Genomic DNA, 18,959 nt, shown 5'->3' on the forward strand with positions numbered 1-18,959 from the left:
AAACAGCCGACTAACTGTCACCTAATCTAGCGGCCTTCAAATTGACTTCAGCGGTTGAAGATGGAACAATCAGGATATTTTATACAAAAATAACAATAAGGAAACCTCTGTGTCCCATTCATCTCTCATGCGTCTCGGTGCGGCGGCCCTGCCCCTGCTGACCAGCTTCGCCCTGCAGGCAGGCGAAACCTCGCCGGTTGCACCATTACAACAAATCTTAAGCCAGAATCACGACTGCAGCCCCACGATCACCATTCGCTCTCAGGCGCTCACCCAGGAGCAGATAACCACGGCCTGCGCCCTTATGCAGAAGCAGGAAGCCAAGTTCCACCAGCTATTTGGCACCCAAGGCAAGCCGGTCGCCAATGACAACAACCAACGCATGCGCGCCAATGTCTATCACAGCCGCGACGACTATACCCGCTATGTGACGGCGCATTTCGACGTGCCCAGCGACAACGGCGGCATGTTCCTGGAAGGACTTCCCCACCAAAAAGGAAATCAGGCTGAATTTGTCGCCTATGAGCGCGGCGGACAGATCTGGAACCTGGCCCACGAGTATGTGCATTACCTGGATGGTCACTTCAACCTCTACGGCGATTTTTGCGCCTCGCTGCACGACTCCCATAGCGCCCCCGAGTATTGCCCCAAGCCCGCGCCGCTGCTGCCGCACCTAGTGTGGTGGAGCGAAGGGCTGGGGGAATATATCTCTCAAGGAGACGACAACCCGGCAGCCATCGCCATCATCGCCAAACAGCACTTTGAGCTGAGTGAATTGTTTAACACCAGCTACGAGCACAACGGCGGCACAGATCGCGTCTATCGCTGGGGCTATCTAGCGGTGCGCTTCATGATGGAACACCACAAAGACAAGATAGACACCATGCTGGGCTTTACCCGCAAAGGCGATTACCCGAGATATCAGGCATTGGTAAAGCAGTGGGGCACCAGCATGGATGCGGAGTTTCAGGCCTGGCTTAAGGCGCTGAATGCCGCCAGCACCGCTAAACAAGCCTCTTAACGCCGAACCTCCTACTGAGTACTGCCTTCCCCATCGCTCGCCAAAAGCCAGTAGAGGCCTTGGCTCGCCGTGGTGGGAAAGGCGGTTTCGTGGCGCGCCCCCGCAATGATGAGGCTCTCGAGTACCAAGTTATCCCCCAGCTGGCGCCTTAGGTGGCGTCCAAGCTTATCCGCCCCGGCGACCATGTCGTGTTGCATCCCCGCCTTGGCAGGTGTCTCCAATGCCCCTACCGCCAGGAACACTCGCCGCGCCTGTTTTTCCTCGGCTCTCGGCTTTGCCATCAGGGATAAGATCTGCTCGCCGTTAAACCACACCGACGGACTGCCCAGCACATAGTTATCAAACAGATTCGGCTTCTCCAGTAGCAGATTGGCCCCAAGCAGGCCGCCGAGAGAGTTGCCGACGAAGGTTAGCTCATTGTCGTTAACCCGGTAACGCCCCGCCACAAAGGGCAAGACCACTGTCTGAAGATAGTCTGCATATTGGCTGGCACCGCCGGTTTCTAGCTTCCAGCCGCTGTCCACAACCTGGGTATAGTCACGCACCCGACTCTGGGGCCCCTTATCCCCCTTGGCATAGGAGAGCCCAACGATGATCGCCTCACGCATCTTGCCGCTATTCATGGGAAAACGCGTCATGCCCGAGACAATCTGAAAGGCATAGGGGGCATCGACCACATAGATCACCGGATAATGCCTTTCGCTGTCAGACTGATAAGAGCGCGGCAGCTTAACCCAGAGTGGATAGACGCGCTTACTCACGGGATCGGTCAGCTCGAACACAGCGGTGCGGGGGATCTCTACCTTAGGCACTGGCGACGTTGAATTAGACGCTGGCGACGTTGAATTTGGCGCCAGAGAACCGGGCGCCGCTTGTTCGGATACCGCTACCGGAGTGGACGCCTGACTGGCCATAGAGAAGACTAAGAAGATAGCCTGCGATGTGAGCAGATGGAGTAACTTCATGTCAGCGCAATATCCTTATTGATGACGTAAGATGAGTAGTGAGTCAGGCAACAGACTACTTTAGCCGGTGCTAAACATGAAGCTTTTTGTTGATTTAATAAGGTTTTTTAAAAAAGATGAAAATATTTAAGAATTTTTCTGAACTAATCCCGATAAAAGCGCTCTGATAATATGAACAGAATTTGCATCGATTAGTTAATCCAGTGACAGGTCTTAATTAATCATCAGTGTGTTGACCGTTCATCATCATTCCCTTTAGATAGTTTCTAGCGCAACTATCCTTAGATTCCGAATTTGGAACTTAAGCGACCTCATCAGGGTCGCTTTTTTTTATCCTGAATTTACCGATGTTTGTCTTCGAATAAAGGTATTGGCTTTTTAGCTTGTAACCTTTAGTGGCATAGGTTTTTACTTCGCTGATGGTAGCGTTGACCTTCATGGTTTTGAATTGCCTGCGGCAGGCTTATGTGCAAACACATTTGTGACACGGTGAGTGAAGCCTAGCTTCGTGCATACGAACGAGAGGCATGGATGCCGAACTGGCCGTTAGACAAGGATGTTGTTCGAGCACATCCATGAGAGCTCTACCTCGTTATCTGACCTCCACGGACAGAGGGAATGCCACAAATGTGTTTACACCAGTATCTATAGTCTCTTCGATTTAACGTTATTGCACAGCCAAGCTTTAAAAACATTCTTGGGCATTTCCATGTTAGATTTTTATTCTAATCCACTTGGCCCTGATTAATATTTAAATGGGTAACACCGGTCACAGTGGCTGGTCCTTGTTAAGCCTTTCCAGCCTCTTCTTCAAAGATTTCTTTAGCCGCATTTAAAGCATTTATCATAGATGGCAAGCCACCATACAATGCCATCTGAAAAATTACCTCACTAATTTCTCTTTGAGTCACACCAACCTTTAGAGCATTTCTGATGTTTATTCTCAACTGAGGTAAAGTCTGAGCGCCTTGCGCTGTGAGTGCTGCAATGGTGGCAATAAATCTTGTTTTTACATCGAGTCCAGGTCTCGAATATATGCGGCCATAGGCCATTTCAATTAGTGACTCTGAAAACTCAGGGAGTATTCCATCATATCTCTCACTTAGGATTTCTTCGAGCTGAGGGTCAACTTCTCTAACAGCTTTCCTTCCTCTTTCCAGTGCAGAATCCATTACTTCTTCTCCAAACGATATATTAGTTGACTAGGCTTAACGCCGAATTAAGGTGTAAACCATGCAATACCATTCCTTCTGCATACAACCTTAACCACTAAACCTGACGCATATCCAAAATGCCACGCGTGCTGAATCCCTCTTAACCAGTTTGTTAGGTTGCACTGCCGATACATCTAATTGCTTTACAGGGAACTAACCACGTTATCTTTGGAAACCCTTTGATTTTTATATGATGGTATTTTCTCATCGACCAATTCCTTTTCGTTTGAATGATTGTGAGATCTGACCAACAAAAAAATAAACATGGTTTTCCCAACGACCAATAATACAAACCTTCCTGTGTTTCAGCGAAATGACCAAAGCCATCCCATACACTTGATTTTTCTTCCCTTAACAGACCGCTACCAGCCCAGCGCCATTTGGTATTTTTCGGCTTGCTGATTTTATGGGTTTTTATTATGTCTGCAATTCCTTCGATCCTTCTCCATCCCTGGGACATCACAAACCAATAAAAAAACAAAAAGGCTAAAACTAAGATCCAGAACATCAGTTACCTTTAGCAACCTAACGCTGGCTATCAGGGGCAAATTTGGAGCGTAGCGGAAAATTAGTCCCTTGCATGGCTTTGTTATGTACGACGTTCATTTGAACTCATCATTTAGCAACAACATGGCCGCAGCAGTGGCATTGATCGAGTACATTGCTATATTTTCAGACACTATCTTGGACTGTGTTCCTCCGCCATGTGATGTACTCAGGCGGTTCCTCAGTGTTGCAATCAAGATGAGTGGCTGCTCCCAGAATGAATCCAAGTTCGATCCACCCATCAGCGCCTTGAGCAGTGTAGATGCGGTGTCCGTTTGCTTGTATGCAACTGACTTTCGCATACACAGCACTTTCATAACGCTCTCGAAGCTGCTGCAGCATTTCGTTAGGCAATCCCCGAAATCCTGCTTTCTGAAATCTTCCAGGGCATTCAAGAACTCTGTATTTGCTTGGTGGAACTCTTTTCCCTTAAGCAAGGTTAGTGCCGGTTCAATGGCGGTCTTGTGTAGAGCTTCGCTGTCTTTCCTAATGATCTGGGGATAACTGCCGATCCTTGTGGCCATCGTCGGAGTTCCATAAAGCGAAGATTGAAATTCCTCTAAGGTATAACCAGTAAGGTGGTACGGTAACTTGTCAACTCTAAAAAAATCGTTGATCCCTTCTATTAAAGGATTGTCCGGCCAAGTAATGCCGGGCAGGTTTGACTTAAAGATGAGTTCGATGACATCAAACAACTCCTCATCTTTGCAATTGAGGACGAATTGGAGTGTGTCGTCCGGCTGCTGCATTCGCGCATTTGAGAGCTGAAACTCCCCGTGCAAATAGCCAATCTTCGTATGTAGTTGCCCTAGGAACTCCCCAAAACGACTCTGCAGATGATCGCGAAGCAACATGATCAACCTGTTTCTAAAGGTTCTAGTGAGCGGCGTAAGTTTTGGATCTGAGTCAGATAATTGTCTTCGAGAAAAGACGTTAAAAAGTTCCTCAAACATGGTTCAACTCTCTTAGCACATAACAACTTATTAGTGAGACCTTGCAAGGTACGCTACCTTGTAAGGTAGGAGACCAAGCATGTAAAGAAGTGGGGCAGAGTAATCTTATAAAGGAGCTGATTGGCTCATGTGGTTGGCTTTTTCATTCCCTGAATGGCGTAGTCGATGTTTGATTCGAGTTGGCCTAGCTCTGTCCTTAATTGATGATACTTTAATCTATCTCGTCAGGGCTATACAACATGCTAGGTCACATTTAATCAAAGATTTCTCTCTAAAAAATAGTGAGTTGAATCTATGTCTTCTCAATGACGGTAAATCGAAGAGACGTTGGATACCGAGTGTAGATACGCCGGTGACCTTCGGTTTCAGGGATGAAACCGCAGAGCGGCCAGGGATGGCGCACAGCGTGTCACAGGCGTATCTGCACATCCCTCGCCGGGTAGGCGTTAGATAGCCATGAAGGTGTGACCTTCAACTCAATTAATAAATGACTATGTCGCCAAATGCTAATCAAGCAAACTATAGAGATGCCAAACCTTCATTCCAAGATCAACACACTTTGAAACAAAACCAAGTTAGCTTTTGCTCCCTTTCTACACCATTCACGGTCAAATCGAAGAAACGTTTAGATTCCAGTGTAAACACGCTTTTGGCCTTCGAAATCATGGATGATTTCGCAGAGCCCACAAGGATGTGCTCGTGGCGAGCCAAAAGAGTGTTTGCACATAAGCTCACCGCAGGTGATAGGTTGCCATGAATGTGGACAAATCAGACACACTCAACAAATGAGATTGCCGTCAAATATGACTCAAGAAAACAAAATATCGTCTTATTTAGAAGACAAAAAAGGCCTCACTAGGAGGCCTTTTCAGTTCAAGCTGGTGTCTTACAGACGGATACCCGCTTTTTCCAGGTCTTTCGCAGTCACACTACGTGGTAGTGGTACATAACCGTCTTTCATTACGATTTGCTGACCCTGCTTTGACAGTACGAAGCGTAGGAATTCACGCTCTAGTGGTGCCAAGTCTTTGTTAGGGTGCTTGTTCACGTAAACGTATAGGTAACGTGACAGTGGGTAGCTACCGTCAGCAGCGTTGGCGGCTGATGCTTCGATGTAGTTGTCACCCTTCTTAGAGATAGCAACCGCTTTCACGCCTGCAGTCTTGTAACCGATACCTGAGTAACCGATGGCGTTTAGTGATTGAGATACAGACTGAACCACTGACGCAGAACCTGGTTGCTCGTTGACGTTAGCCTTGAAGTCGCCCTTACAAAGTGCTTTCTTCTTGAAGTAACCGTAAGTACCAGATACTGAGTTACGACCATATAGCTGAACGTCTTTAGCAGCCCAAGAACCGTCCAGGCCAACATCGCCCCAACGCTGAACATCGCTACCGCCACACTTGTGTGTTGCAGAGAAGATGCCGTCGATCTGCTCGATGCTTAGACCCTTGATTGGGTTGTCTTTGTGTACGAATACTGCCAGGGCATCGATTGCTACACGGATAGCCGTTGGCTGGTAACCGTAGTGCTTTTCGAATGCTTCGATTTCGTTAGGCTTCATCTTACGGCTCATAGGACCGAACTGTGAAGTACCCTCAGTCAGTGCTGGTGGCGCAGTAGATGAACCCGCGGCTTGAATCTGAATGTTAACGTTAGGGTACATCTCTTTGTACTCTTCCGCCCATAGGGTCATCATGTTGGCTAAAGTGTCTGAACCTACAGAAGATAGGTTACCCGATACACCACTTGTTTTTTCATAAGTTGGCAGTGATGGATCAAGTGCGGCCATAGAGGCTGCTGAGAATACACTAGCGGCTGTTAAACTCACCGCACCGACAAGCTGTTTAAGTTTCATTCTATGCTCCAGTGTTAAGCGGACTTGCTTACTCGTTTCATTTAAGTTGCAGCCAGTATCAATCGCAACGGTGACAAGTCTATGACTGTGATGTGACACTTAGATGACAATGACAAATTAATTCGCCGCAAATGCGCTTTTTCGCGTCGCCATATTCTGTTTGACATTAAATCGTCAAGTTTGCGTCATGGGTGACGGCGATTTCCATAACCTAGACGCCATTAAAAAGTTCCATAAAAAACGCCGTCATACTCGACGGCGTTTAAGCTTTGTAAAGTGGCTAGCACTTGCCCCAACGACTAACCCCTCCCCTTTAAAGATCCAACAGGTGATTGGGGATGATGAAGCTAAAGCGGCTACCCACTCCAAGCTTACTCTCTATGGTGAGATCGCTCTGATGATGGTGCAGCGCGTGTTTGGTAATGGCCAAGCCCAATCCCGAGCCACCACTCTGACGAGAACGGGCACTATCGACCCGGTAGAAACGCTCGGTCAGACGGGTAAGATGCTGCGGCGCTATGCCCTCGCCAGTATCTGTCACGCTAAACTCGGCGCCCATAGGCACACGCTTCCAGCGTATGCTGATCTTACCGCCCGGCTCGGTATAGCGAATGGCGTTCGACACCAGGTTAGAACAGGCGCTGCGAAGCTGTACCTCGCTGCCATAGAGGTTAAGCCCGGGATCCGCCTCGATAGACAGCTCATACTGCCCCAAGGCCAACGCCTGCGCCTCCTCTTTGAGGGTCTCCATCAGGTGTGCCATATTCACCTTGGTATCCAGGTTGACCGCGCTGCCATCTTCGATGCGCGACAGCACCAGCAGCTGCTCGACCATGGAGCGCATACGGTTGGTCTGCTGCTGCATCTGCGACATCGCCTTGGCATTGGGCGAGTCCGGCTCGGCCATGCCCTGCATCATCTCGAGATAGCCCTGCAATACCGTTAGCGGGGTCTTGAGTTCATGGGAGACGTTGGCGACAAACTCCTTACGCATCCCCTCAAGCTGGCGAATACGTGTGATGTCGCGGGCAATCAATAGTCGCTGCCCCGAACCATAGCCCATGATACGTATCTCAAGGATCCGATTGTCACTCTGGGTATCGATAAGTTCGAATGGCTCGTCGAATTCGGCCTGTTTAAGATATTTAGAAAAATCGGGATGACGGATAAGGTTGTCGATCCGCTGACCATTATCCTGTGGCCACACCAGGCCTAACATGAGCTGGGCCAGCTTGTTACACCAGGCGATGTTGTTCTCGGAATCGAGTACCACGGCCGCATCGGGCAGGGCCTCGGCCCCTTGTCTGAAGCGGGCGAGAAGATAGGCGAGCTGGCTGACACGTTTACGGTTTTTCCCCTGTAGACGATAGATACCATTGAACACCCCTTCCCAACTGCCACTGCCGTTGGGAGGCGTTAGCCGCTTGTCGCGCCACAACCAATAATTGAGTCTTGAGATCTGTTTATAGTGCCAAATGAGCAGGGCAATACTGCCCAGCAACATGATCCACAGCACCTGATTTATGAGTAATCCAACGGCAAGACAGAGCAGTAGATATATCACTAACCGAGTGAGTAGTTGATACCCTGAATATGAATCAAACATAGATAAGCCATAGTGAGCGAATGGGCACAAGATAGCGCAAATAGCCTCTTGTGCCTATCAATTTGCTTGGATCTATCGACCCTTGCTGTTTGTTTCGGCGGCGAGCTTTTGTGTTTTTGTCCCCGGCTATCTACGCCTGCAGCAATGATTTACACAGGCATGAGATAACAGATAAACAAGACACAAGAGGCGCGGCCCCTAGGGTTCATCTAAACAGTGTCTGTGCTTTCTTGCCGACTAGCAGTCTGTCATTGCAAACCCCAAGCCATACAATCAAAACCTGTTTAGATGAATCTTAAACCACAAAGAAATTTGGCCCTAGAGTCGGGTCGAGAAACGGTAACCCGCACCACGAACGGTTTGAATCAAACGGTCGTGATTCGACGGTTCGACGGCCTTACGCAGGCGACGAATATGCACATCGACGGTTCTGTCTTCGACATACACATTGGTACCCCACACGTTGTCCAGCAGCTGCTCACGGCTGTAGACGCGCTCTGGATGGGTCATGAAGAAATGGAGCAACCTAAATTCGGTCGGGCCCATCTCTAGTACCTGATCGCCCACTGTCACACGGTGGCTCACAGGGTCGAGTACCAATCCTTGTACATCTATCGGCTCTTCCAGTGCCGTCGGTGCCGCGCGGCGCATTACCGCCTTGATACGGGCCACCAGCTCTTTGGGCGAGAAAGGCTTGGTAATATAGTCATCGGCGCCCACTTCGAGCCCCTTCACCTTGTCTTCCTCTTCGCCACGGGCCGTTAGCATGATAACGGGAATGTGACGGGTAAACTCATCCTGACGCAATTTCTTGGCAAGCTGAATACCACTGCCGCCCGGGAACATCCAATCGAGCAACACCAAATCTGGATAGGGTTCTGACAACATATCCAATGCTGAGTCGAAATCCTCTGCTGTAGTTGTCGTAAATCCATGTTGTTCTAAAACAAAAGCTAACATCTCTCGGATGGCTAGCTCATCTTCAACTATCAAAATCCTAGCAGTCATATGCGATCTTCTATCTGTGAATTCCCACGTGTCCATTATTGGTCTTTTTTATTACAAAATTATGAAACCGCTGGGTTAGTTTGTCATAAAACGGCTTATTTTGTCATAAATCTTACATCAAAAAGGGAGGCATAAGCCTCCCTTTATTCAGCACTCGACTCGCGAGCCGATGTTATTTATCAATAACTTAGAACTTGTGCTCTAGACCGATACCGAAGAACTTATCGGTATTGTCATCGCCTTCGAAGTCACGGTTGGTGTAGAAGGCAAACAGCTTAGTTGGCTTGCCTAGCTTGTAGTCACCACCGATTGACCAAGAATCGCCTTTGTCTTCCATGTCTTGATACTGAGCCTTCAGTACCACGGCATCGATAGTGTAGGCCGCGCTTACCAGGTAACCTGTCTTGCTGTCGGCGCCCACAACTTCAGTACCGTCTTTCTTGTAAGTCTCTTCCTGCTGCTGGTACATACCACCAATCTTCAGGCCAGCGATCTTACCCTGAACCGTGGCACGAACAACTTCGTAGCCTTTAACATCTGAATCGTAAGCGATAGAAGCGAAGATTGGCGACTTCTTCAGCTTCTTGTCACCGTACATAGCGGCAACGCTGAAACCGTCTTGGCCATACTGTGAACTTGCGCCTTCAGCAGCATAAGTCACACCAACCTTGAAACCGTTGAAAGAAGGCGTCATGTAAGTCGCAGTCTGTTCGATACGGTTTTCACCCTTGAACAGGTTCTTCAGGTCACCAGAAAGGTCGTTGAACTGGTCAACTTTACCTTGAGACTGCTTCAACATGGTGTCGTTACGACCCACAGAAAAAGCACCGAAGTTACCTTTTAAACCAACGAACTGGTTACGAGCCTTGAAGTTTTCCTTAACGTCATCACCCGTGTCCACTTCATACTCGACTGTGTAGAAAGCTTCCAGTGAGCTGCTCAGCTCGAAAGCACCCTTCACGCCAAAACGAGAAGCGTTGCTCTGAATAGTCGTCGTTGCATCATCATCTACATCGTTAGATTGAGCCGTTACGTTTAGTTTGCCGTAAACAGTCAATGGCTCTGCAGCGTGTGCAGAAGCGAGAGTGGCAGTTGCTAGCGCAGAAGCGAGTAGTGTTTTACAAAAAACGTTCATCATTTAATCCTTTCGACGTTTGTTCGTCTTGGTTATTGGTTTGGACGGCCGAAAGTGTGCAACTTTTATGTTGCAGTTTTATTTCATCAATTTAGCAACTGGATAGATTTGGCAATATGGACGACACACTCAGGCCACAAACCCAGGCGGAATGGGCGATAGAGATGAGCAGAAAGAAATATTACAGTTTGATGAATTATGCCGCTTGAGCAATATTTATGACATTTTGAGGAAGTTTGTTAGCGGTTTACCCGCGCCCTACAATGGCTTACACTGCGGCTTTATTTTTCATTGAGCGCCTATCATGTGGTTTAAGAATCTTACCGTATATCGTTTTAATAAACCTTTCTCTGTCGATACCGAAGCGCTAGAGAAGTCCCTTGAAGACTTTACTTTTTCTCCCTGCTCCAGCCAGGACATCAGCAAGTTCGGCTTTTCAAAGGCCCTGGGTAAACTCGGCCACACCTTAGTACACAGCGCCGAGAACAGACACCTTATCTGCGCCACCAAAGAGGAGAAGATACTGCCTTCTCAGGTGGTAAAAGAAGCCCTAGAGGAAAAAGTGGCGCAGATCGAAGATGAAGAAAACCGCAAGCTGGCCAAGAAAGAGAAAGATGCGCTCAAGGAGGAGATCACCACCACGCTACTGCCACGCGCCTTCTCTCGTCGCAGCCAGATCCACGCCCTGATCCTGCCTGAAATAGAGATGATCCTGGTGGACTCATCCAGCGCGACTAAGGCTGAAGAGTTGCTGGCTTTGCTGCGTAAGGCACTGGGCTCGCTGCCTGTGATCCCCATGAGCTTTAAGACACCAATCGAAGCCCAGATGACCGAATGGCTTAAGAGCAACAGCACACCGGCACCTTTTGAGATGCAAGATGAGGCCGAGCTTAAGTCAGACTCGGATGAAGGCGGCATAGTGCGCTTCAAGCAGCAAGACCTGACCGAAGATGAGGTGCTGGCGCATCTTGAGGTGGGCAAGCAGGTGCATAAGCTGGCACTGCACTTTGGCCAGTCTATCGCCTTCGTGCTGCAGTCAGATGCTGGCATCAAGCGTCTGAAGTTCTCTGAAGAGTTTAGGGCCCACAACGACGAGGTGGGCACAGAAGATCCACTGGCGCGTCTGGACGCCGACTTCGCCCTGATGGGCAGCGAACTCATTGCCCTGATGAACTCTCTGGTAGAAGTGCTGGGTGGCCTGGAAGACAGTCTGTAAGACAGACTCGATGAGAGCCTCGTCGAGCGACCATTTAACAAAAAACCACCCCTAGGGGTGGTTTTTTGTTGGCTGTATTTTTGTTAGCTGGCTTTTTAATAGATAGCTTTTTAATCGCTGGCTTTAGGCAAACCTGGCTGCGAGGCAACAAACGTAATACTGGTCGATTAACCTTTTAACTTACCCTCGCCGTCGAAGGGCCAGTCAATCCCGAGCCAGGCCTCGAAGAAGGCCTTCTGCTGACGGTTAGGCTTATCGACACTGGTGAGCTTCAGCTTCTCACTGGGCTGCTCGGTCAAGGTCAGTGCCACCTCTTTTAGGCGGTCGTTACTAAACAGGGTCACCCTAATGGTATCGCCTGGGGCAAAGTCTTTGATGCGCGCCGCGAACCCCTTGGCCGTCACCTTAAGGCCATTTATCGCCAGCAGCTCATCGCCCGCCACTATGCCTGCCCGCCAGGCAGGGCCTTCACGTTTGACATGGCTTAATCTCAGGCTCCCCTCGCGAGTCGACATACCGGCATAGGCGATCGCCTTATTGTCACTGCCATAGTCTTTCTTCAATCCGGCCTTGGCCAGCAGGGCATCGAAGTCCAGCGCCAGGGGGCGGTTAACATGACGCTGCCACCAATCGCCATAATCTTTGCCCGACAGCTCGCGCAGAATCTGCTGCACATCGCCCACCTGATATCCCTTTGGGATCTTAAAGTCCTGATACAGCTTGGCATGCAGATCCCGATAAGAGGCCTCTAGACGAGTGTCGCTCAGCAGGCTGAAATCCAGCGCCAGCGAGGTCAGATAGCCTTCCGAATAGATGTTGCTGCTATGGTTCTGGGCATAGTCTCCCCCACCGGCAACCCACTGACCGGCGCTGGCCTCGGCAACAGACTGCACCTCGCGGCCAGGAGTCTGCTCGTTGCGGCTGATGCGTCTGGCAAGATCCTCCAGGAACTCCTTAGGGCTAAGCACGCCGGCACGTAGCAGCAGCTGACTCTGAAAATAGCTGGTCGAGCCCTCGGCGATCCACAACAGCTCGGTGATCCCCTCCTGCTGATAGTCATAAGGCACCAGGCCCTGAGGACGGTAGGCCTTCACATTCCAGGTATGAATAAATTCATGGGAGGCCGTCTTGATGAAACCTAGGTAGTCTTTGCGCTCCCGAAAACTAAAGCGCGGACGCTGGATGACGGTAGAGTTAAGGTGCTCGGTCGCGCCGCTGGCACCACTGGTGGCGTGCACCATGTAGACATAACGCTTGAAGGGATAGCCCTCCCAGATAGCCTTGGCCTGGCCACTGAGCAGGGTGAGATCGGCCACCATCTTGTCGAGATCATAGTTGCCCTCGCCCCAAACCACGAGTTCATAATCACGGCCATCGGCCGAGAAGGCTCTGTGCTGACTGATCCCCGTCTCTATGGGGGAGTCCACCAGCACATCATAGTCGTCGGCGCTAAATTGATGATCGCGCGTCGAATCCATACCCGAGTAGCTGCGCCAGGCCTCTGGCACCGCTAGCGAGACGGTTACCTTTTGGTCGCGAAAATCCGGGCTGTAGACAAACACCCCGCTGGCATCCAGGTAGGCATGAGAGCCATCGATATGGCTCACGCGCTGCCCCAGGCTGTTGGCGTAGAGTTGATAGCTGACCCTGACCCGCGTCGGCTGAGTCAATTTAACCTGCCACTCACCGCTGGCACTGCGTTGCCAGTCCAGCGCCTTACCCGATTCATCTTCGGCCTTGAAATAACGGATCGCATCGGCAAGTGGCAATACCTGATACTTGCCGGTACGCCATACGGGCAGATTCACCGTAAGCAAGTTGCCCTCGCTGCGGGGAAAGTCGACCTCGACCTTAGCCAGATGGTGCTGAGGCTGGGTGAGATCGATCCGGTAATTAACATCTGCGTGAGCTTGAGCTAGGAAAAAAGGACTAAAAATCAAAATCAAGGGTACAGCTAGTTTCACTCTGGCTTCCTTCTGTTATCATAGTTGTAATGTGAAGTTCGTCAGTATAACCCGATTTATCCCTCACACTGCGGACAGAATTCTAAAAACATAATATGCCCGCCTGCGGCCAGGTAATGCTTAAAAAATGCGCGTTTTTATCTACAGTCTGATTCTGTTCTTTTGCTGTGTAGCCTCGGTCGAGGCGGCCTCAAGTCAATTGATCAGTAAAGAGGTTAGGTTTAAAGAGTCGGCCGCCGAGTTTTACCAAGACGCCATCGCCAGCCTCTCCTTCCCTATCGAATTTAGCAGCGAAGTGGAATTCAACCATCTCGCCGACAGCCAAGGCTTTGGCGGCGAGGAACTGGAGCGACAATTACAGTGGCTGGCCCGTGTCTACCTGGAACCCGGCATTGGGGTCGATAACGCCATGGACAAGGCGCAGCGGCTGATGACCTTGCTTGAGATCATCGCCAATACGCCCTACGACAAGGCCTATCTGCTGATGCTCGCAGGACGTAAAGTCGGCCGGGAGAAACAAGATTACCAGCAGGCAATCACCCATTATCAGCAGGCGCTCGCCCAGCTCAAGAGCAGCGAAGATCTAGCGACTCAGCTGCTGCTACACAGCATTCACTACCAGTTAGGCGATGTCTATCGCATCACGCTACAGAAGAATGCCGCCCTGACCCATCTCAACCAGTATCGCGAGTTGGCCTACCAGCTCAGAGACGACTACCTGATCGCCAAGGCCGAGGCGACCCTTGGGCGCTACTACAGCGGTGATGAGCAGTTTGCCAAGGCGCTACAGCACTACACTGAGGCGATCCGCCTGGCCGAGGGGCTGGACAAGCCCTTCCTGAATGCCATCTTGTCGCTGCGCCTCGCCCGCGTCTATCGCGATCTCAAATCTTGGGACGAGGCGTTAACTTATGCCCACAAGGCAGCGGATGGATTTACCAAGGTCGGCAAAGACAACTATCTGTCCAGCGCCATGACGGTCATCGCCATGGTGTATGGCGAGCAGGAACGCTGGAATCAGGCGATCGATTACTACCTCAATGCCCAGCAGATTGATGTCAGACGCGGCAACCTGACCGCCCAGGCCCTCAACCTGCACAATCTGGGGGAAGCCTATTTCAACAATAAGGAACCCAAGCGCGCCCTGAGCAACCTCATCAAGGCCAACGGCCTGTTTCTGCAGAAGAAGAGTAAACACTACCTTATCTATAACGACCTGCTGATCGCCGAGGTCGCGAGCCAACTCGAGGACTGGAGCATGGTCAACGCCTATGCGGCCAAGGCCTTTGTGTTGGCCCGGGAGAAGAAACTACCCGAGCAGATGTTTGAGGCGCTGCAGTATAAGACTCGTGCACTGAAAGAGCTAGGCGATATCGACAAGGCCCTGGTGGCCCTGGATCAGCTGATCTCCCTGAGCCAGGAACTCGAACACGAGAGTCAGAAACCCTCAGACTATAGCCCAAGCGTCTTGGCCGAGCAGCAGCTCAAGCTGCAGCTCAGTCAGCTTCAGGCATCGAACAAGGTACAGGAGAAGCAGGCACATCAGTTTAGGCTGGCGGCCAGTATCATCTTTATCGTGAGTCTGCTGTTAGCTCTGGTAGGGATCAACCAGTGGCGTGGCAAGGCCAAGCTGAAACAGCAACTGGCTAGCCTGAGACAGAAGGTGAATCAGGAGCCCATCACCCAACTGCCGGGCTACCATGGCTTCATCGCGCGCATGATACGCAGCACTGATATTGCCCAGCTGGCTCTGCTCTCACTCGACGAAGGCCATAAGCTGGATCAGCGCCTCGGAGCCGATACCTATCTCGAAGCCACGGCGCGCCTGATGGACACCCTGAGTCGAACGCTAGGCGGCAAGGCCTACCTGATCCGCCCTGGGCTTATTCTGTTATCCCTTAGCGGTGTGAGCGAACATCAAGTCCTGCTGGATAAGATCCGCTGCTTACTCGATGAGCAGCCTCACACCCTGGGGGCCCATTTCAAACTGGGCTGCATCAAGGTGCCGCTGCTAGGCAACCCGGATGTCAAGGTGGCGCCGGATACCTACTTCAATGTGCTGCAGATGTTGGTGGCGGGCGCCACGAGTCTGGGGACGCAAAAAGATTGTTATGTCAGCATCACACCACTAAACTTTGCGCCAGCGGCAATTTTATCTAACCCGCTATACTTACACTTGGAAAAAGGGATCAGCCGAGGATTGGTTAAGGTCGAATGCAATGAGAATAAGGCACTCATCCAATGGCCAAAATGGCAGGGAACAAACGATGCAGACCCCACATAATTTTATAAAAGTATCCAGCTTGGGTCACATCCCCTCGAAGGTACAATTGCATAACCTAAAAGATCGGATACCATTGGCGTTAAATAGCTCTCCATTAGCCAATGGTAAAATTGTTCGGCAACTTCTAAGCGGCTTACAATATAGAAGTTTCTTCCATCAACTGACGCTGAAGCTTATTGACAAGGTTTAGAATGAAAGACGCTATGACAAGCCTTTCCCAGGTATCCCTCCTTCAGCAGAAACTTCATTCTGCCAAAATTGCCTTGGCTGAACTCAACGATCAGAAGGCCCAGAGCCAAAGCTCACTGCTGCAATTTATCGGTCATCTCAGTCTCGCCTGTAAGGGGCAGAGCATAGAGCTTGACAACAAGCTGGCCAAGCTGCGTCATAACCTGCTCAATATCGAGCATATCGAAGAGGTGTTACCCGACCTACTCGAGGTCGAACAGCTACTCAAGCAGCAGTACCACCATGTGATGGGCCAGCTCGAAGATGGCCGCGCCAGCCTCGCCAAGGTGATACGTCAGCTGCAACGTGTAGACTCGGTACCAGATAAACTCAAGAAAGAGATCGCCTACTACAAGCAGGATCTGGGTAAACCGTTTCACACCTACTGGGACTACTTCCCTAAGGTGGAGCGACTGGTCGGTTTCTTCGAAGCCATCATGCATGAACAGCTTAGCCAGGGTGACAAGTTAGAGGTCTTGCCCAAACACAGGCAGCTGGCCCACGAACTGGCACAGATGATCTCCGAGATAGAGTTTCGTAAGGATCAACGCGACCAGGTATTAGTGATCAAGGATTATCTGGCCGGCGAAATCGATGTCGATGGTCTGATCGACGCCTATCAGACCATACTCTCGCTGCTGCTGGATAATATTGCGCTGGAGAAGAGTGCCTCCCAGGAGTTCCTCTACGCCCTCAATGATGCCCTCTCTGCGGTGCGTGAGGTGGTGAACGACTCCTACAACAGCAACCAGCGCAGCTATCAACTCAAGAAACAGCTCAACCGAGAGATCAACTCGCGGGTCGACAATGTGGGCGATGCCATCATAGACATCGATGACATAGATCATCTCAAGCTGCAGGTTACCGAACAACTGGCCTCTATCCGCACGGCGCTGGGACGCAAAGAGGCGCTGGAGCAGCGGGAACAGGCGATGCTGCGCAAGTCGATGGAAACCATGCGCGACGAGCTCAACGAACTGAGCAAAGAGGCCAACGCCTACAAGGAACGTCTGTTCGAACAGCAGAAGCTCAACCTGCTCGACACCCTGACCCAGCTACCTAACCGCGCGGCGCTGGAAGAGCGTATGGAGCAGGAGTTCCGCAACTATCAACGTCATCGCCATCCCCTATGGGTCGCCGTGGCCGACATAGATCACTTCAAGTCCATCAACGATAACTTTGGTCACAGCACGGGCGATAAGACACTACAGGTGATCGCCATGGCGCTGAAAAACTCTCTGCGTGAATCTGAGTTTGTGGCCCGTTACGGCGGAGAAGAGTTTGTCCTCATCATCCCAGATGTGTCGGCCAACGACATAGAACACCTGTTGAATCGCGTGAGGGAGAAAGTAAAAAATATTCCCTTTAAGTTTAAAAATCAGAGAATTACAGTTACAGTATCAATAGGTGCTGCACAAATTCTTGAAAACGAGCAGATAAGTGAAACCTTCGAACGCGCCGACGCAGCACTCTATAAGGCCAAACATGAGAGCAGAGACAGAGTAATTATTGACGCCTAATCCTGGGGTTGCCCCAGAAATTCTCCATCCTTTTCCCCGGCGTCATGGCTCGAGTCTGCAGCTAAGGAGTCGCCATGATCGTCAATATCAGTCCCAGAGGCAGTATGGATCAACTTTCCCAGCTGGAAGTTGATCGCCTCAAGCAAAACGCTAGCAGTGAACTCTATCAACTCTTTCGCAGCTGCTCCCTGGCGGTGCTCGCCTCAGGATTAAAGAGCGACAACGCCTGCACCCTGTTTGAGCAGTACAGTAACTTCAATATCAACGTGCTCAGGCGCGAGCGCGGCATCAAGATAGAGCTGGTCAATCCCCCTGAGGCCGCCTTCGTCGATGGCCACATCATCGCCGGGATCCAGGAACATCTGTTTGCCGTCCTCAGGGATATCGTCTACCTCAGCGATCGCTACGACAACCTGAAACATATCAACCTGACCAACTCCAGCCATATCACCAACGTGGTGTTCGACATACTGAGAAACGCCCAAGTGATCCCGCGTCAGGATCCCAATCTAGTGGTCTGCTGGGGCGGCCATAGCATAGACGCCAACGAATACCAATACACCCGAGAGGTGGGTTACGAGCTGGGCCTGCGTAGCATGGATATCTGTACCGGCTGCGGCCCGGGCGCCATGGAGGGGCCCATGAAGGGCGCCGCCATCGGCCATGCCAAGCAGAGGGTGCGCACCGCCCGCTATGTCGGCCTGACGGAACCCAGCATCATCGCCGCCGAGCCCCCCAATCAGATAGTCAACGAGCTGGTTATCTTGCCCGATATTGAGAAGCGCCTCGAGGCCTTCGTCCGCCTGGGACACGGCATAGTGATCTTCCCCGGCGGCGCAGGTACCGCAGAAGAGTTACTCTATCTGCTGGGGATCCTGCTTAACAAAGAAAATGCCAACATCCCTTTCCCCTTGGTGCTCACTGGCCCAAGGGAGAGTGCCGATTACTTTATCAAGATAGATGAGTTTGTCGCCGCCACCCTGGGCGAAGAGGCCCAGAGCAAGTATGAGATCGTCATCGATGACCCTGTGCGGGTGGCGCGCATCATGAGCCACGGCATGACGGTCATCAAGCAGCACCGCAGAGACACGGGCGACTCCTACCAGTACAACTGGTCACTGAAGATAGAACCCGAGTTTCAGCTGCCCTTCGTGCCGGATCATGAGATCATGAACAACCTCAACCTCTACTTCCAGCCCAATAAGGCGGATCTGGCGGCCAACCTGAGACGCGCGTTTTCTGGTATAGTGGCGGGCAACGTCAAGATGGACACAATGCGCGAGATAGAGCGCTCCGGTCCCTTCGAGCTCAGGGGCGATAAGCAGTTGATGAAGTTGATGGACACCCTACTGCAGGCCTTCGTGGATCAACAGCGGATGAAGCTGCCCGGCAGTGCCTATGTCCCCTGCTATCGGATCGCCACTTAACCCTATGTTAGAGA

At 51.0% G+C, this 18,959-nt stretch carries 14 protein-coding genes; 5 read left to right on the top strand and 9 right to left on the bottom strand.

Annotated elements, in window-relative coordinates; all coding sequences use genetic code 11:
• Positions 1 to 127: 127 nt before the first annotated feature.
• Complete coding sequence (locus L1D43_RS11490; protein WP_239851988.1) at positions 128 to 1,021, top strand: collagenase; 894 nt, start codon at positions 128 to 130, stop codon at positions 1,019 to 1,021.
• 11 nt (positions 1,022 to 1,032) lie between these two features.
• On the opposite strand, the gene L1D43_RS11495 is transcribed toward L1D43_RS11490, so the two are convergent.
• The 8 genes from L1D43_RS11495 to L1D43_RS11530 form a co-directional block, all read right to left on the bottom strand.
• The gene (locus L1D43_RS11495) at positions 1,033 to 1,986 is read right to left on the bottom strand and encodes an alpha/beta hydrolase-fold protein (RefSeq protein WP_239851713.1); all 954 of its coding nucleotides are present in this window, start codon (positions 1,984 to 1,986) and stop codon (positions 1,033 to 1,035) included.
• Positions 1,987 to 2,774: 788 nt separating this feature from the next.
• Entirely contained in the window at positions 2,775 to 3,158 is a 384-nt protein-coding gene (locus L1D43_RS11500) for a carboxymuconolactone decarboxylase family protein (RefSeq protein ID WP_220078820.1), read from the bottom strand.
• Positions 3,159 to 3,312: 154 nt separating this feature from the next.
• A complete protein-coding gene (locus L1D43_RS11505) occupies positions 3,313 to 3,708 on the bottom strand; it encodes a hypothetical protein (protein ID WP_220080913.1) in 396 nt (131 codons plus the stop codon).
• A 94-nt stretch (positions 3,709 to 3,802) separates the two neighbouring features.
• Positions 3,803 to 4,699, bottom strand: a complete 897-nt coding sequence (locus tag L1D43_RS11510) for a hypothetical protein (protein ID WP_239851715.1) — start codon at positions 4,697 to 4,699, stop codon at positions 3,803 to 3,805.
• Between the two features lie 886 nt (positions 4,700 to 5,585).
• Positions 5,586 to 6,557, bottom strand: a complete 972-nt coding sequence (locus L1D43_RS11515; protein WP_041509185.1) for a phosphate ABC transporter substrate-binding protein PstS family protein — start codon at positions 6,555 to 6,557, stop codon at positions 5,586 to 5,588.
• Positions 6,558 to 6,870: 313 nt separating this feature from the next.
• Positions 6,871 to 8,163, bottom strand: coding sequence for a phosphate regulon sensor histidine kinase PhoR (phoR, locus tag L1D43_RS11520; RefSeq protein ID WP_239851717.1), 1,293 nt, complete (start codon positions 8,161 to 8,163; stop codon positions 6,871 to 6,873).
• A 318-nt stretch (positions 8,164 to 8,481) separates the two neighbouring features.
• Entirely contained in the window at positions 8,482 to 9,171 is a 690-nt protein-coding gene (phoB, locus tag L1D43_RS11525) for a phosphate regulon transcriptional regulator PhoB (protein ID WP_041406681.1), read from the bottom strand.
• 187 nt (positions 9,172 to 9,358) lie between these two features.
• On the bottom strand, positions 9,359 to 10,309 hold the full coding sequence (locus tag L1D43_RS11530) for a porin (protein WP_239851718.1): 951 nt from the start codon (positions 10,307 to 10,309) through the stop codon (positions 9,359 to 9,361).
• A 301-nt stretch (positions 10,310 to 10,610) separates the two neighbouring features.
• Between L1D43_RS11530 and rdgC the strand changes: the two genes are divergently transcribed.
• The gene (gene rdgC, locus L1D43_RS11535; RefSeq protein WP_239851721.1) at positions 10,611 to 11,522 is read left to right on the top strand and encodes a recombination-associated protein RdgC; all 912 of its coding nucleotides are present in this window, start codon (positions 10,611 to 10,613) and stop codon (positions 11,520 to 11,522) included.
• A 167-nt stretch (positions 11,523 to 11,689) separates the two neighbouring features.
• On the opposite strand, the gene L1D43_RS11540 is transcribed toward rdgC, so the two are convergent.
• The gene (locus L1D43_RS11540; RefSeq protein ID WP_239851723.1) at positions 11,690 to 13,486 is read right to left on the bottom strand and encodes a PDZ domain-containing protein; all 1,797 of its coding nucleotides are present in this window, start codon (positions 13,484 to 13,486) and stop codon (positions 11,690 to 11,692) included.
• A 127-nt stretch (positions 13,487 to 13,613) separates the two neighbouring features.
• On the opposite strand from L1D43_RS11540, the gene L1D43_RS11545 reads away from it, so the two are divergent.
• The 3 genes from L1D43_RS11545 to ppnN all read left to right on the top strand — a co-directional run bounded on the left by L1D43_RS11545 (position 13,614) and on the right by ppnN (position 18,945).
• Positions 13,614 to 15,770, top strand: coding sequence for a tetratricopeptide repeat protein (locus tag L1D43_RS11545; RefSeq protein ID WP_239851725.1), 2,157 nt, complete (start codon positions 13,614 to 13,616; stop codon positions 15,768 to 15,770).
• Positions 15,771 to 15,961: 191 nt separating this feature from the next.
• Positions 15,962 to 17,518 carry a GGDEF domain-containing protein gene (locus L1D43_RS11550; protein WP_041509179.1) on the top strand — a complete coding sequence of 519 codons (1,557 nt, stop codon included), beginning with the start codon at positions 15,962 to 15,964 and terminating at the stop codon, positions 17,516 to 17,518.
• A 74-nt stretch (positions 17,519 to 17,592) separates the two neighbouring features.
• A complete protein-coding gene (gene ppnN, locus L1D43_RS11555; protein WP_239851726.1) occupies positions 17,593 to 18,945 on the top strand; it encodes a nucleotide 5'-monophosphate nucleosidase PpnN in 1,353 nt (450 codons plus the stop codon).
• The last annotated feature ends 14 nt before the right edge of the window (positions 18,946 to 18,959 follow it).

This window comes from Shewanella sp. Isolate8 (assembly GCF_022398495.1).
GTDB classification, from domain to species: Bacteria; Pseudomonadota; Gammaproteobacteria; order Enterobacterales; family Shewanellaceae; genus Shewanella; species Shewanella aquimarina.

What these genes read in the sequence shown, in the direction of transcription:
- L1D43_RS11490 (WP_239851988.1), top strand. Translation starts at nt 128, where the DNA reads ATGCGTCTCGGTGCGGCGGCCCTGCCCCTGCTGACCAGCTTCGCCCTG.
- L1D43_RS11495 (WP_239851713.1), bottom strand. Translation starts at nt 1,986, where the DNA reads ATGAAGTTACTCCATCTGCTCACATCGCAGGCTATCTTCTTAGTCTTC.
- L1D43_RS11500 (WP_220078820.1), bottom strand. Translation starts at nt 3,158, where the DNA reads ATGGATTCTGCACTGGAAAGAGGAAGGAAAGCTGTTAGAGAAGTTGAC.
- L1D43_RS11505 (WP_220080913.1), bottom strand. Translation starts at nt 3,708, where the DNA reads ATGTTCTGGATCTTAGTTTTAGCCTTTTTGTTTTTTTATTGGTTTGTG.
- L1D43_RS11510 (WP_239851715.1), bottom strand. Translation starts at nt 4,699, where the DNA reads ATGTTTGAGGAACTTTTTAACGTCTTTTCTCGAAGACAATTATCTGAC.
- L1D43_RS11515 (WP_041509185.1), bottom strand. Translation starts at nt 6,557, where the DNA reads ATGAAACTTAAACAGCTTGTCGGTGCGGTGAGTTTAACAGCCGCTAGT.
- phoR (WP_239851717.1), bottom strand. Translation starts at nt 8,163, where the DNA reads ATGTTTGATTCATATTCAGGGTATCAACTACTCACTCGGTTAGTGATA.
- phoB (WP_041406681.1), bottom strand. Translation starts at nt 9,171, where the DNA reads ATGACTGCTAGGATTTTGATAGTTGAAGATGAGCTAGCCATCCGAGAG.
- L1D43_RS11530 (WP_239851718.1), bottom strand. Translation starts at nt 10,309, where the DNA reads ATGATGAACGTTTTTTGTAAAACACTACTCGCTTCTGCGCTAGCAACT.
- rdgC (WP_239851721.1), top strand. Translation starts at nt 10,611, where the DNA reads ATGTGGTTTAAGAATCTTACCGTATATCGTTTTAATAAACCTTTCTCT.
- L1D43_RS11545 (WP_239851725.1), top strand. Translation starts at nt 13,614, where the DNA reads ATGCGCGTTTTTATCTACAGTCTGATTCTGTTCTTTTGCTGTGTAGCC.
- L1D43_RS11550 (WP_041509179.1), top strand. Translation starts at nt 15,962, where the DNA reads ATGAAAGACGCTATGACAAGCCTTTCCCAGGTATCCCTCCTTCAGCAG.
- ppnN (WP_239851726.1), top strand. Translation starts at nt 17,593, where the DNA reads ATGATCGTCAATATCAGTCCCAGAGGCAGTATGGATCAACTTTCCCAG.